The sequence below is a fragment of the uncultured Gimesia sp. genome, from assembly GCF_963972345.1.
Taxonomy (GTDB): Bacteria; Planctomycetota; Planctomycetia; order Planctomycetales; family Planctomycetaceae; genus Gimesia.
In genome coordinates, this window is record NZ_CAXAVM010000032.1 from 1 (window position 1) to 13,887 (window position 13,887).

General features: G+C 54.1%; 10 protein-coding genes. 5 read left to right on the forward strand and 5 right to left on the reverse strand.

All coding sequences use genetic code 11. The features are described 5' to 3' along the window. From AACZ40_RS07805 to AACZ40_RS07815, 3 genes are all read right to left on the reverse strand, one after another. A partial coding sequence (locus tag AACZ40_RS07805; protein ID WP_339673876.1) for a DUF1501 domain-containing protein occupies positions 1–678 on the reverse strand: 678 nt, incomplete at its 3' end. A gap of 3 nt (positions 679–681) precedes the next feature. Beyond that, complete coding sequence (locus tag AACZ40_RS07810; RefSeq protein WP_291171218.1) at positions 682–4,200, reverse strand: DUF1553 domain-containing protein; 3,519 nt, start codon at positions 4,198–4,200, stop codon at positions 682–684. 294 nt (positions 4,201–4,494) lie between these two features. Continuing rightward, positions 4,495–4,788 (reverse strand): hypothetical protein, encoded by a 294-nt coding sequence (locus AACZ40_RS07815; RefSeq protein WP_291171217.1) that lies wholly within the window; start codon positions 4,786–4,788, stop codon positions 4,495–4,497. Between the two features lie 214 nt (positions 4,789–5,002). On the opposite strand from AACZ40_RS07815, the gene bshB1 reads away from it, so the two are divergent. Continuing rightward, positions 5,003–5,716 carry a bacillithiol biosynthesis deacetylase BshB1 gene (bshB1, locus tag AACZ40_RS07820; RefSeq protein ID WP_291171216.1) on the forward strand — a complete coding sequence of 238 codons (714 nt, stop codon included), beginning with the start codon at positions 5,003–5,005 and terminating at the stop codon, positions 5,714–5,716. A gap of 297 nt (positions 5,717–6,013) precedes the next feature. After that, positions 6,014–7,471 carry a Gfo/Idh/MocA family oxidoreductase gene (locus AACZ40_RS07825; protein ID WP_291171214.1) on the forward strand — a complete coding sequence of 486 codons (1,458 nt, stop codon included), beginning with the start codon at positions 6,014–6,016 and terminating at the stop codon, positions 7,469–7,471. A 176-nt stretch (positions 7,472–7,647) separates the two neighbouring features. Here AACZ40_RS07825 and AACZ40_RS07830 read toward each other — a convergent pair whose 3' ends face one another. Beyond that, positions 7,648–9,444 carry a cation:proton antiporter gene (locus tag AACZ40_RS07830; protein ID WP_291171212.1) on the reverse strand — a complete coding sequence of 599 codons (1,797 nt, stop codon included), beginning with the start codon at positions 9,442–9,444 and terminating at the stop codon, positions 7,648–7,650. A 344-nt stretch (positions 9,445–9,788) separates the two neighbouring features. On the opposite strand from AACZ40_RS07830, the gene AACZ40_RS07835 reads away from it, so the two are divergent. Further along, positions 9,789–11,009, forward strand: coding sequence for a pyruvate carboxyltransferase (locus AACZ40_RS07835; RefSeq protein ID WP_339673885.1), 1,221 nt, complete (start codon positions 9,789–9,791; stop codon positions 11,007–11,009). Between the two features lie 143 nt (positions 11,010–11,152). Here the strand turns inward: AACZ40_RS07835 and AACZ40_RS07840 are convergent, their stop codons facing one another. Next, positions 11,153–11,968 (reverse strand): phosphoribosylformylglycinamidine synthase subunit PurQ, encoded by an 816-nt coding sequence (locus AACZ40_RS07840; RefSeq protein ID WP_291171208.1) that lies wholly within the window; start codon positions 11,966–11,968, stop codon positions 11,153–11,155. Positions 11,969–12,454: 486 nt separating this feature from the next. On the opposite strand from AACZ40_RS07840, the gene AACZ40_RS07845 reads away from it, so the two are divergent. Next, positions 12,455–12,670, forward strand: a complete 216-nt coding sequence (locus AACZ40_RS07845; RefSeq protein WP_339673887.1) for a hypothetical protein — start codon at positions 12,455–12,457, stop codon at positions 12,668–12,670. Positions 12,671–12,889: 219 nt separating this feature from the next. Continuing rightward, on the forward strand, positions 12,890–13,879 hold the full coding sequence (locus AACZ40_RS07850; protein WP_291171205.1) for a terpene cyclase/mutase family protein: 990 nt from the start codon (positions 12,890–12,892) through the stop codon (positions 13,877–13,879). The last annotated feature ends 8 nt before the right edge of the window (positions 13,880–13,887 follow it).

Below are 13,887 nucleotides of genomic sequence, written 5' to 3' on the forward strand. Positions count from 1 at the left end.
GGTGGTGCGGCATTGTACGCCTTGATAGACGGAGGGGAGGAAGCCGCTGCCCCAGAGACTTTTTCCGCCACTGGGATCGCTGCCGCCACTGAGCAGGACCATGAAGCCGGGCAGGTTCTTGTTTTCAGAACCGAGTCCGTAGGTGATCCAGGAACCCATCGAGGCGCCGCCGAAACGGGGGGAGCCAGTGTAGAGGAACAGTTGGGCGGGCGCGTGGTTGAACTGGTCGGTGTGCATCGATTTGATGACGGTGATTTCGTCGGCGACCTGCTGGAAGTTAGGGAGCAGTTCGCTCATCCAGGTTCCGCTTTCGCCGTACTGTTTGAATTTGTAGGGCGTGCCCAGCATCTTGGGGTGCCCTTTGATAAAGGGGAAGCCACGACCTTTGAGGAACGAATCGGGACAGGGCTGCATGTTGCGCTTGATGAGCTCGGGTTTATAGTCGAACAGTTCCTGCTGTGGAGGCGAGCCGGCCATGTGCAGAAAGATGACGCTTTTGGCTTTGGTCGGCAGACGATGCGCGGGGAGTTCGGCATCTTGATTGGCGGGCGTGCTGGCGGCGAGGGGCTGGTTCTCGGCGAGCAGGGCGCCCAGCGCGAGGGAGCCGATACCGGTGGAACCCTGGGCGAGGAAGGGGCGTCGGGTGACTGCCTGCAGCTGTTGTTGTTTGAGATTCATGATTTATCCTTTGGTGAGCACACCATCCATATTGAGCAGTACATTGGCGATGATCGTCCAGGCAGCGAGCTCGGCTTTGTCGTATTGATCGGGAATCGGTTTCAGCGGGTTATCCAGGAGCTGGGCGGCTTCTGCGGGATGCGCTTTGTAAAACGCGAGTTCCGATTCGTAGAGTTTCAGCAGCGGTTCAATCTGTTCGGGCTGCGGTGGACGAACCAGGCAGAGTTTCAAACCATATTCGATGCGGGCACGGGGTGTCTCCGCCGCGAGGAAGAGCCGTTCGCCGAGGGCCTGGGCGATTTCGATGAAGACGGGATCGTTCATGGTGATCATCGCCTGCAGCGGTGTGTTGGTGCTGATGCGTCGGATCGTACAGATTTCGCGACTGGGCGCATCGAAGGTGGCCATGGACGGATAAGGGACGGTGCGGCGCCAGAAGGTGTAAAGTCCGCGACGAAAGCGGTCTTCATCTTTACTGGTGGCCCATGTTCGTTGACCGTTGAACGCGGCCCGCCAGATGCCTTCGGGTTGAACGGGGTAAACGGAAGGACCGCCGACCTTTCGGTTGAGCAGGCCACTTAGAGCGAGTGCCTGGTCGCGGATCATTTCGGCTTCGAGACGATAGCGGGCACCCCGCGAGAGCAGACGGTTATCGGGATCTTTCTCCAGGTGCACGGGCAGGGTGGTGGAATCCTGCCTGTAAGTGCTGGACATGACGATGGTTTTGAGGAGGGCTTTGCGGTCCCAGCCGTTGCCGACGAACTCGGTGGCGAGCCAGTCGAGGAGCTGCGGATGACTGGGGAGTTCACCCTGGGTGCCGAAATCTTCTTCGGTGACGACGAGACCTTTGCCGAACAGTTGAGACCAGAAACGGTTGACGGCGACGCGAGCGGTTAACGGGTTTTGGGGATCGGTGAGCCATTTGGCGACGGCGATACGGTTATCGGGAACGTCTTTGGGGAGCGGATTGAAGGAACTGAGTACAGCGGGTTCAACGCGATCGCCGGGAGTGAGGAAGCTGCCTCGGACCATGATGTGGGTTTCGCGCTGTTTGTCGACGGGCAGTTCCTGCATGACGGGGAGCTGCGGGTAGACGGGTTTGGCTTTCTGCAGTTTCGCGATCTGATCGCGGGTTGATTTGAGAGCAGGAGCGATGCTGCGGTAGTAGGCGGCGAGTTTGTTCTGGTCGGCAGGGCTGCGGTCTTCGGGTTTTGTGTCGACGATGGCGAGCAGGTCATCGCTGACAGCGAGTCGGGGTTCCAGTTTGGATTCTGTCGTAGAGGAAAGGCGGAATCGACCGAGGGCGTATTGAGGATCTTTATAGTTGTGTGACAGCGAAATGAGCAGACGCTGTTTGCCGGTGTCGGCAGCGGGTTTGTTTTCCAGAATATAGTAGGCAGAGTTGGGTTTGCCAGACTGCGGTGCGATGCCCCAGCCTTTCTGGTTTTTGCTGGCGGAGTTGATGCTGGCGGTGACCGGGAAACCTGACTGCGAGAAGGAAGCGAAGGCCCGACGGACGGGGATGGATCGCTCGTTCGAAACAGGCAGGGTGACTGACGGTTTGGGGGAGTCGGCGACGATGGTCTGCCAGACGACATTGCGCTTGGCATCGAGCAGACTGACTTTGAAGTTGGCCAGCCGTTCGCCGGTCCCGTCGGTGCGGTTCCAGATGACAACGCGGTCGAGCGGTGTGGTTGCTTTCAACTTGAGTTCCCACCAGGGGGCGACTTCGGTTTTGGTATGGGTGGTTGATTTGGCATTAAAGAAGTGGCCGTCGGTATTGCCGTCGATGGCGAGACTGGCCGGGCCGTCATAGGCAACGCTGGACTGGGTGGCGGTTCCCTGAACGGCGATGTTCTGGTCGTGCTGGAAGACCTGGACTTCGGCGAGCGAGAGGATCTGTTTCGCGGTTCCCTGCTGTTCGATGCGGAGGAACTGTCCCTGTACGGGAGTGTCTGCTGCGACGGGTTTGCTGGTGAGGCTGATTTCCGAGAGGACGAAGTTTCCATCTGCGGCGCGGCCGGGCCCCTGGGCGGGCAGGCCGGGATCGGGGAGGACTTCGAGTCGCAGGGCTTTGAGGGTATTGAGATCGACTTCGGTTTCGATGGTATAGGTTTCGTTGGAAGGCGGCCCGCTGGCGAGCAGGGACTGGTCGTCCTGGATCTGAAGTTTCGTTTTATCAGAGGATGAAGTCGCGGCGAGTGGCGTCAGCGTCTGCCAGTCGGGTTTGGCCTGGAGTGTGGATTCCCACTTCTGCTGAGCGGCTGCGAGTTCTGCGGTTGGTGTCTGCAGTACTTTGTTGAGGGCGGCGAGTTCGGTATCGATGCGGGCGGTTTCCTGCAGCATCGCTTTGGTGGGAGCAGCGATGGTGGGGGCATCGGTGGGTTGATCGTTGTCTGCGGTCTGATTGAAGAAGGCGTAGAACTGATAGTATTCCTTCTGCGAAATCGGATCGTATTTATGAGTGTGACATTTGGCACAACCCATGGTGAGGCCCATCCAGACCTGCATGGTGGTATCGACGCGATCGCTGACGGCGGCGACGCGGAATTCTTCGTCATCGGTTCCACCTTCGGTATTGGTCATGGAATTACGATGGAAGGCGGTAGCGATTTGCTGTTCGAGCGTGGCTTCGGGCAGGAGATCGCCGGCCAGTTGTTCGAGGGTGAACTGGTCGTAAGGCATATTGTTATTGAGCGCGGAGATAACCCAGTCGCGGTAACGCCAGATGGTCATGCGGAGAGGATCGGATCCGTAGCCTTTGGAATCGGCATAGCGGGCGAGGTCGAGCCATTTCCGGGCCCAGCGTTCGCCGTAGGCAGGATCAGCGAGGAAGCGATCGACGAGCTTTTCGTAAGCGTCGGGAGATTTGTCGTTGATAAACTGCTCGACTTCAATCTGGGTGGGAGGCAAGCCGCGGAGATCGAAGCTGAGGCGGCGAATGAGTGTATGGCGACTGGCTTGCGGGCCGGGTTTCAAGCCGGCTGCTTCCAGTTTTGCGAGGATGAAGTGGTCGATGGGACTGGTCGGCCAGTTCTGTTGAGTGATGTTCGGGAGTGGGGGACGTTCGGGTGGAACGAAGGACCAGTGTCTTGAGTAGGGGGCGCCCTGGTTGATCCAGGCTTTGATTTTGGCGATCTGTGCGTCGGTCAGTTTCTCTCCGACTTCGGGGGGCGGCATGACCGCGTATTCATCAGTGGAAGTGATGCGACGGATGAGTTCGCTCTGGTCTGCCTTGTGGGGGACAATTGCCTGGGCGTCACTGGGCAGTTTCGCGATGGCAGCGGGGCGCTGGTCGAGGCGGAGCTCGGCTTCGCGGGTGCCTTCATCGGGTCCGTGACAGTGAAAACAGTTTTTGGACAGGATGGGGCGGATATCGCGATTGAAATCGACGTCGATGCTGGGGGCGGATTTCTCCGGTGATGTTGCGTCAGGAGATTCAGCGTAGGCCGCTGTGGTAGCGGTGATCAGCAGGAATGCGAGGCCTGCCTGAGAGAATCGTCTCAGGGAGAGATCAAACATGGGTATTCACCTTCGGGTAGGAATGCAATGTGGAATGCAGGTGAATTGAGACTCCTGTTGAATTACAAGAGAGTGTCGCCTGTTTCCTCGATTGCCATTTCAGGTTTGGTGAACCAGTCCGCTGCTCTAAAAGAACAACGGTAGCCGACCGTTTGAGAACGGTCGGCAGGTAAGTTTAAATAATGCAGGAGGCTCTAAAGCTACTTATTATTTTAACTTCCGGAGTGAGCAGATGCAAGAATTCCTCCCGTATTGCTGTGAGAAGTCGTTTACGGGAGAAGGGGGCGCTGGCGCTTATTCGATTCCCAGGTTTCGCTCGATATTGCGGGCTTTGTTGCTCATGACATATTTCTGCCACCAGCCATCGGGATCGGATTCTTTAGGGCGATCGCCGCGGGCTTCATCGCCGACGTAGCTCCACTGGTCGATTTCTTCTTCGCCGCTCCAGTCTGCATCGAATGGTTTGGGTTTGAAGATCTGCATGGTTTCGCGGTTCAGTTCCGTGATGGGCCGCATGACGGAATTACAGCCTGCCACGAGAAATAGTGCTGGAGAGAAGACGACACAGGTCAAAATCAACGATTTCATGAGATGTTCCTCCATACAATCTACGCCAGATGAGGACAAGCTGGTCCTTAACCGTTAAGATTGATGGTCACCTGATTGGATGTGATAATAGTTGAGTGGGGGGAGAACCCCGTGAGAGAGAGAGCGGCATTTTAGTGATTTCGAAAACTGAGTCTACCCCTGTTTGCAGGGGAGGGGCTTGGGTGGCTTTCATCCCTGCTATGAAGGAGTTTACGTGGATTCTGCTTTAGATGTACTAGTGGTGGCTCCGCATCCCGATGACGCGGAAATCAGTGTGGGGGGCACGATTCTGGCCTGCAAAGCAGCGGGGATGCGGGTAGGGGTTGTGGAATTAACCAATGGTGAACCCACGCCTTACGGCAGCCCGGAGATTCGGGAACAGGAGACGGCTGCCTCAACGGCCGTGCTGGATCTGGACTGGCGTGAGAATCTGAATCTGCCGAACCGGAGTCTGGAATCGAGCCTGGAAGCCCGGCGCCAGCTGGCGATTGTCTTTCGGACACAGCGTCCCCGGATCATTCTGGCGCCATACTGGGAAGACGTACATCCCGATCATGTGTCTGCCAGCCAGCTGGTAGATGCTGCTCGTTTCTGGGCAAAGCTGAGTAAAACGGACATGCCGGGAGAGCGATTCTGGCCTCCCCAGCTGTATTACTTCTGGAGTATTCACCTGCGGATTCACCCTAAACCGAGCTTTGTTTTCGATATATCTGAGTATATTGATCAGAAAATGCAGGCGGTACAGTGTTATGAGAGTCAGCTGATCGTCGGCCGTCCGACAGAGCATCCGACGGTCTTAGACGACATCAGAGACCGGGCCCGGTACTGGGGCTGGTCGATTCATCGGGCTTATGGTGAACCCTTTGCCAGTCGGGAAGAGATCGGAATTCAAAGTTTTCTACCATTAACGCCTGCAGAAAAAGCGTAGAGACGGGTAGATCTGCTGAATTGGCCAATCGGAACGTCAGCGCTGCTTCAGCAAGAAAATAAGCCTGTTTGACAGCTGATTTTCGGTTCAACCTTGAATGTTCGTACTTTCATCGGTTACACTTTGGTGAAGAGTGTTAAGAATTATATTGAAGTGCAGCTTGTGGAAGATACGTTTTCAGATACGTACGATCTGAATTCCTTTTCGGATGAAAGTGGAGCTGTCGTTTCAACCCCGCCCTGAATGTGCACAGTGCAACCCTACCTTCTGACATAATAATTGAGGAGAAAAAAGAAGATGTCTCAACAATCTCGTCGCGAATTTCTAGAACAATCGATGTTTGCTGCTGCAGGAGCAGCCGCCTTGAGCACTTCGATTCCTCAGCTGTCAGCAGCCGAGTCTCAGTCCAGCAGCCCGAATGAAAAACTGCGGGTGGCATTGCTGGGGGTGAATGGCCGGGGTCAGTCTCACCTGAATGCCTTCGCTGGTCGTAAAGACACAGAGATTGTCGCCATTGTTGATCCGGACGAAAGCGTCGGGATGACAAAAGGTGTGGGCAACGTTTACAAAAAGACTGACAAAAAACCAACTTATTACAAAGACCTGCGAAAGGCATTTGACGATCAGGATATCGACATCGTCAGTATTGCGACTCCCAACCACTGGCACGCACTGGGAGCGATCTGGGCCATTCAGGCCGGCAAAGATGTCTACTGCGAAAAGCCCGTCAGCCACAATGTGAGTGAAGGCCGACGCATCGTCGAAGCTGCCCGCAAGCACAATAAAATCGTCCAGACCGGAACGCAGTGCCGTTCACAACCTGGTCTGATTGACGCCGTCGAGTTTGTCAAAGCAGGTGGAATTGGTGAAGTCAAACTGGCTCGCGGTACCTGTTACAAACGTCGCAAATCAATCGGCCCCAAGGGGAACTACGATGTTCCAGCCAGCGTCGACTACGATCTGTGGCTCGGACCAGCACCAATGGCACCACTGACCCGTCAGCGATTCCATTACGACTGGCACTGGCAGACACCCACGGGTAACGGTGACCTGGGTAACCAGGGGATCCACCAGATGGATGTCGCCCGCTGGGGATTAGGCGTTGATAACGTGGGTACCAGCGTTCAGGCATATGGTGGCCGTCTGGGTTACACCGATGCGGGTGACGTTGCGAATACCCAGGTCAGTATTCACCAGTTTGGCGACAAGCGACTGGTCTTTGAAGTACGTGGTCTGGAAACCGACGATTACCGTGGTGCTAAAGTAGGAGTCATCTTCTACGGTACCGACGGATACGTTGTGATTCCTTCTTACAACAGTGCTTCGGCATTCGACCTGGATGGAAAACTGATCAAGAAGTTCTCTGGATCAGCCGACCACTTTGCGAACTTTGTTGATGCCGTTCGCAGCCGTAAAATCAGTGATCTGAATGCGGATATCGAAGAAGGTCATATCTCCAGTGCCCTGTGTCATCTGGGCAATATCTCTTACGAACTTGGCGAAAAGATGCCTGTGAAGGAAGTCTCCGGCGAGTTCAAGGGAGACAGCGAAGCTCTGGAAACACTGGGCCGGTTCCAGGATCACCTGGGCAACAACAAGCTCGATGAAAATGACACTGTCATCAGCCTGGGTCCCAAACTGTCTCTGGACAGCAAGTCAGAAACCTTCACTGGTGGCATGGCTTCGACAGCAAATCCAATGTTGTCTCGTGAATATCGGAAACCATTCGTGGTTCCGACCTCAGCCAATCTGTAAGATCCGCTGACGGACAAAGTATGATCAGGCTCCTCTGTTCTTGTGATAGAGGAGCCTGTTTTCGTTTGCAGAGAATAAGACTGTGTCCCATTTTGCTGTAGCATTTCGAAGTCCATTTGGACCGAGGGTAATTATATGAGAGACGCGATGGTTAAATATGGCGCGCTGGAGGGGGATCAGGAGTGGTGCTCATCCCGTTTTTCTGCTGTCTCGCGTGAGGATTTACTCAATATTTGATATAGAGATGATTCGAGGAAGTGTTGTGCGAGTCGTTCGCCGACATGTTCTTCCTCATCGACGATTACATCAGCGCCTGCCGCCAGCAGTTGCCAGTGATGCAGATGATAACGGCAGCGAACATAGAGTGAAGTCCCGGGAGCCAGCTGACGCACGAGGTGAATGATCTGTCGGCCGATGGTGGGGCTGGGAAGAGTGATAATAACCAGGCGTGCGCGGTAGAGTCCGGCGTGTTCAAGTACCTCGATCTGAGTGGCATCCCCCAGCTGTGCCTGCAGTCCGTATTGTCTGGCGACGTGAAGATTTTCATGGTTCAGATCGATGACAACGATTTTCTTCAAACCGACCTGCAGCAGTTCCCCGGCGACCCGTTGGCCGGCGGGCCCGAAGCCAAGGATGAGAATGTAATCGGATTCGGCTTTGGTAACCTGTTCCGGATTGGCCAATGTTGCTGCGGTCAGAGCGTCTGGCTGATTGGAATTACGTTGTAAGAATCGACGAATCAGGTCCGCTGCCCCGGGGGCCAGCTGGATGAGATAGGGAGTCAGCAGGAGAGTTGCGATGGTTGCTGCGATCATGGCGCGAAAGGTAGACTCAGAAAGGATGCTGCTGACGCCCGGTTCGCCGCGGGCCACTGTCGCCAGCACGAACGAAAATTCTCCCACTTGAGCCAGACAGAGACCAGTTCCCACGGCAAATTGCCAGGGTTGACCGCACAGGTACGCCAGTCCGAACGTGATAACCAGTTTGCCCAGGACGATTGCCGCGACCACTGCCAGCACGAGCCCCAGATGGCTGGCGATCCAGCCCAGATCTGCGAACATGCCGACCGCGGCGAAGAACAGGGTGACAAGAACCGTTTTCAGAGGCTGAATGTCGGCTCGAATTTGTGTAGCGAATGGAGAGATCGCGAGCAGGACGCCTGCCACAAACGCACCAAGGGCGGGACTGAGCCCCAAGCTGTGAGCGGCCCAGGCGGATCCCGCGGCCATCACCATGGCCAGCAGGACAGGAAAATCTCGATTTCGCCGCAGAGAAGAAAGTTCCAGCACGCGCGGCAGAACAAAATTGAACAATCCATAAAACACGGCAACAAAAACAGCAGCCAGCAGCAATGAGAGGCCCAACTGGACGATGACCTCACCCGGAGTGCCTCCGTGAAGCAGGGCGGTGACAATCAGCATCAGGGGGATGACGGCGATGTCCTGGACGAGCAGGATACCCAATGCGGTTCGCCCATGCGGAGAATCGAGTTCCGCGCGATCGTTCAACATGCGGACCACGCAGGCGGTACTGCTGAGCGCGATCATGGCTCCGACTGCCAGAGATTCGGGGATGGAAAATCCCAAAAGGACAGTCACTGCTAATCCCGCCAGCAGTGTGAAAATGACCTGCAGGGTACCTGCCAGCAAGGGGACGCGCCCGAGTCGACGTAAGCGGGGGAGTGAGAATTCCAGACCAATGGCAAACAGCAGGAGCGCCACGCCCAGTTCTGCGAGATCAAAGATGTCTTTTTGATTTGAAACCCAGCCGAGCAGATTCGGTCCGACCAGGGTTCCCGCTGCAATATAACCCAGCAGTGCACTCTGTCGTAGCTGTTCGGCGATCGTGCCCAGCAGTAGTGCTGCACCCAGTAATACCAGAATGCCTGCCAGGGAATTCCACATGGTCCCATCAGCTACAGCGAGAACGGGGAATGATTCAGGCAGTAAACTGTTGCAGGGAAAATATAGCATCGCTGGCGTATCCTTGGACTCTGTCAACTTCCATGTCTGATAATCAATCCGCGCCTGTTATTGTAGACCTGTCTGTGAGACAGACCAACAGCTTAATTGTACAATTCGCGTTTCAGGTTATCGACTTTTTGCATAAGGAGCCGGATTATAGAGAACCAGGGTGGAGACTGTCATCAGAAGAGTGCATCTCTTTTTTGAAACAGGTACGTAATCTGTGCTGCTGTCAGGGAGGGAATTGAAATTCTCCTGGAACGACAAAACTAATACTGTATAAATCGGGGCACAGAGGTATAATCGGCGGCAAATCGGATTTCAGAATACTTCACTTTGTATGGATGCATTTGATGTTTCAGCTTTTCTCTGGTGCGAAGAAGCAGATTAAGAACAAAGTCAAACGGGCGGTGATCCGACATCACCGCCGGTCAGGAGCCGTTCTCTTCAGTGACACAACGCTTCGCGATGGCGAACAGATGCCTGGGGCGACACTGGATCCGGTCGAAAAACTGCAGATCGCCAAAGCCCTCGAATCCGCCGGCGTTCATTCGCTGGATGCGGGGTTTCCTGCGTCCTCACAGGCCGATATTGAAGCGATTCAAAGTATGGTAGGTGTGATCAAAAAACCGGTGCTAACGGCTTTATGTCGGACTTTACCCGGAGATGTCGATGCAGCTGATGAGGCCTTGGCGGGCAATCCGCCCCACAAACGAGGCGTGAGCCTGTTTTGCGGTACGAGTCCCTTGCATCGTCAGTTTAAGCTGGAGAAAAGCAAGTCGGAAGTACTGAAACTGATTGTGGAGAGCATCCAGTATGCAGCGGAGAAGTTTGACATCGTGGCTTTCAGTCCTGAGGATGCCAGTCGCACAGAAGTGGATTATTTGTGCGAAGTCTACCGAGAAGCGATTGCCGCCGGGGCGACGACAATTGGCTTTCCGGACACGGTGGGAATATTGACGCCCTGGAAAGCCCAGGACTTCATTTGTCGGATTCAGGATGAAGTACCCGGGATTGAAAACGTGCTGCTGGCAGTCCATTTTCATAATGATCTGGGACTGGCTGTGGCAAATACGCTGGCCTGTATTGATGCGGGAGCGAATGTGATACAGTGTACTGTCAATGGAATCGGTGAGCGCGCCGGGAATGCTGCTCTGGAAGAAGTGGCGATGGCACTGCATCTGCATCAGGAAGAGTACCAGCGCCCCCATTATCTGGATGTCTCCCAGCTGGCGCCTCTGTGCAAGCTGGTGGCTGAACTGACCGGAATCGCGCTGTCACCCATGAAACCGGTGGGCGGGAGCAATATCTTTGCTACGGAAGCGGGGATTCATCAGGATGGTCTGCTGAAGAACCCTTATACCTACCTGCCTTATCGACCGGAGACGGTCGTCGAATCAGGTATCCGACTGGTGCTGGGACGACACAGTGGCCGAAAAGCGATTTTGCATCGGTTACACGAACTGGGAAAAGAACCGAGTGAACAGGTTGTGCAACGGGTTTTGCAGGCCATCAAAGAACTCCCCAAAGGAGAACTCGTCGACGATGATCTGCTGTTGAAGCTGACAGACTGAATTTCCCGATATAAACATCAGCTCAGACGGTAGCCAGTTTGACTGGAGCGACTTCAGGGCCATTGGTACCGAGAACAATAGATTAAGACGCTATGGTTAAAATATGATGCGCTCTCAGATGACCAGCGGGTTACCGTTTCAGACTATGCAAAATAGTTAACCGCATTGCGGAAGAGCTGGATGCCAGCTCCTTCGCCGGTAAGCCCCAGGCGAGTCCATTGCGGATGTTGAGTGGCGAACAGAAACCGTTCCGGGTGTGGCATCAACCCTAATACCCGACCGGCAGGATCACTGAGCGCCGCGATGTTGTAAGCTGAGCCATTCGGATTCACCGGGTAGGAGAGAATTTCTTCCTGCAGCTCTGTTGGTTCCTCTCCGGGGGCCCGGTAACACATGGCGACCTGCAGATTGGCTTTCCAGCCTTCGACGATGGCGGGATCACTGACAGCGATGCGGCCTTCTGCGTGGGCGATCGGCAGTTCGATCTGATCGATTCCTTTCAGGAACACATTTTGAGGAGCCACGACTCCCAGGTTGACCCAGAGCGATGTATATTTTCCGTTATCGTTCCAGGTCAGGGTGGCATCGCGGGACTGGTCTGCCTGAGGAGGCCAACCGGTTGCCCCTCCGGGCAGAATACCCGCTTTGAGTAAAACCTGAAACCCGTTACAGATGCCCAGAACCAGTTTGTCGGCAGCGAGGAAGTTTCCGATGACATCAGCCAGTTGTCCCTGCAGGTGACTGGCAAAAATGACGCCTGCACCGACATCATCTCCATAGCTGAAACCACCCGGCAGACAGAGGATCTGATAATCATTCAATTGGCTGGGATTTTCCAGGAGCTTTAAGAGATGAATTCGAGTGGACTCGGCTCCGCATAAATCAAATGCATGTGCTGTCTCGATATCGCAGTTGGTGCCAGGGGCACGTAACACACAAACTTGGGGAGGCGTAGACATAAGAGCAGAATTCATCCTTTTCCAATTCATTTTCGATTCGCGAAGCCGTTTCACTTCATTACTGAGGATGCTATTCTGAAAACCACTTTACTTCCAGCGTCAGCAGCCGCTTACCATTCGAAAAAGCAGGTTTTCCTGAATCCCTCAGAAGCGACAATAATTGTACATACCTAAATGCAGAAATACGAGTAAGTTAAGACAAAGAAACGAATGCAGATGAGTGAAAAACCGGTCTATTCGGTGTCTGCTGCATTTGTTATAATTTCGCTCTTATCCCAGAGCCCGTTCCGGCTTGATTCTCCTTCAGGGGACCAGCCTGATTTTTTCTGAGTACCCTGTTTCATGAAACCCTGTGTTCGATTGTTTCTGATTACATTATTGTTGCCTGTGTGTACAGGCTGCATTAATGCCTCTAATACGAGGATTTCCCGTATATTTTCGGGGCGTCAGGCAATGACTCGCAGTGATAAAATGGAAGAAAGGAAAATGATGGAACTGGAAGATCCACTCCCTTCCAATGCTCTGGGACCTGATGTCGTGCGTCCACGTGAATTCGGTACACAGCGGACGGAGTCTCGACTGGCAATCGAACAGTCAATTCGCACACGTCCTTACGTTCAGCCCCGTCCGGGTGAGACTTTACGTCCCGTCCCCCAGTTGTCTGGTGGGAATTCAAAATATCCGGAAGTGATTCGGCCCTGATCGGATACGCCACCGGCTTTTTCCTGACTACAGCTTTTCATTACCCTGACATGTCGTACAATGTTGTATATGAAAAGATGCGTTTCTCTCTGTACAGGGTCAGTGGCTATTTTGCGATATCGATTATTTCACAAAGAACATCTGTCAGGCATTCGTCCCCTCTTTGCGAGACTTCTGCTTGTGTCAGGTCTTTTGATCGCAGGTGGGTCTGCAGAATTGATGGCACAAACGGAGATTAACCGTTCCATCGATGCCCAGGGGAAAAAGTATTATACGCTGCCGACGCGCACTGCCGTCAATCGCGGCCTGCAGTTCCTGGCGGAACGTCAGCATTCTGATGGTTCCTTTGGTTCAGGTTCGACTTTCAAAAATAATGTCGCCGTGACCTCGTTGTGTGGCATGGCTTTTCTCGCGGATGGAAGTACGCCCGGCAGAGGTAAGTACGGAATACATGTGCAGAAAGCCGTTGATTTCATTCTGGCTTCCTGTAAGCCCTCGGGCTATATCATATCCCCCGACAGTATTTCCCATGGACCGATGTACGGCCATGGTTTTGCCACGTTATTTTTAGCTGAAGTCTATGGAATGACACACAGCAAAGACGTGCGTGCGAAGCTGGAGAAGGCGGTGGAACTGATTGTGAAATCACAGAATTCCAAAGGGGGCTGGCGCTACACGCCGGAGAGTAAAGACGCGGATCTGTCTGTGACAGTCTGCCAGATCATGGCGCTGCGGGCCGCACGAAACTGCGGGATCTTTATCTCAAAAGATGTGATTGATCGTTGTATCGATTATGTGAAGCAGAGTCAGAACCCGGATGGCGGATTTCGCTACCAGCTGGTGCGTCAGGCGGAGAGCGAGTTTCCCCGGTCGGCTGCCGGTGTGGTTGCCTTATACAGTGCAGGTATTTACGAAGGTCCGGAAATCGAAAACGGACTGGGGTATCTGATGCGACATCTGCCAAACCAGCGTTACTTTCGGGGCAGTCACTATTACTACGGACAATATTACGCCGTACAGGCGATGTGGCAGGCAGGCAGAAATTACTGGGAAGGCTGGTACTCAGCCATTCGGGAAGAACTGATCTCCGGGCAGATGTCCAGTGGCAGCTGGAGACCCGACAGTTCCAACTGTGTTGAATACAGTACCGCCATGTCATGTATTGTGCTGCAGATTCCTCGTAATAATATTCCCATCTTTCAGCGCTGAAAATATTC

Coding starts and splice junctions, on each gene's coding strand:
- AACZ40_RS07830 (WP_291171212.1), bottom strand. CDS start 9,444: ATGCTATATTTTCCCTGCAACAGTTTACTGCCTGAATCATTCCCCGTT.
- AACZ40_RS07850 (WP_291171205.1), top strand. CDS start 12,890: ATGGCACAAACGGAGATTAACCGTTCCATCGATGCCCAGGGGAAAAAG.
- AACZ40_RS07840 (WP_291171208.1), bottom strand. CDS start 11,968: ATGTCTACGCCTCCCCAAGTTTGTGTGTTACGTGCCCCTGGCACCAAC.
- AACZ40_RS07825 (WP_291171214.1), top strand. CDS start 6,014: ATGTCTCAACAATCTCGTCGCGAATTTCTAGAACAATCGATGTTTGCT.
- AACZ40_RS07845 (WP_339673887.1), top strand. CDS start 12,455: ATGATGGAACTGGAAGATCCACTCCCTTCCAATGCTCTGGGACCTGAT.
- AACZ40_RS07810 (WP_291171218.1), bottom strand. CDS start 4,200: ATGTTTGATCTCTCCCTGAGACGATTCTCTCAGGCAGGCCTCGCATTC.
- AACZ40_RS07815 (WP_291171217.1), bottom strand. CDS start 4,788: ATGAAATCGTTGATTTTGACCTGTGTCGTCTTCTCTCCAGCACTATTT.
- AACZ40_RS07835 (WP_339673885.1), top strand. CDS start 9,789: ATGTTTCAGCTTTTCTCTGGTGCGAAGAAGCAGATTAAGAACAAAGTC.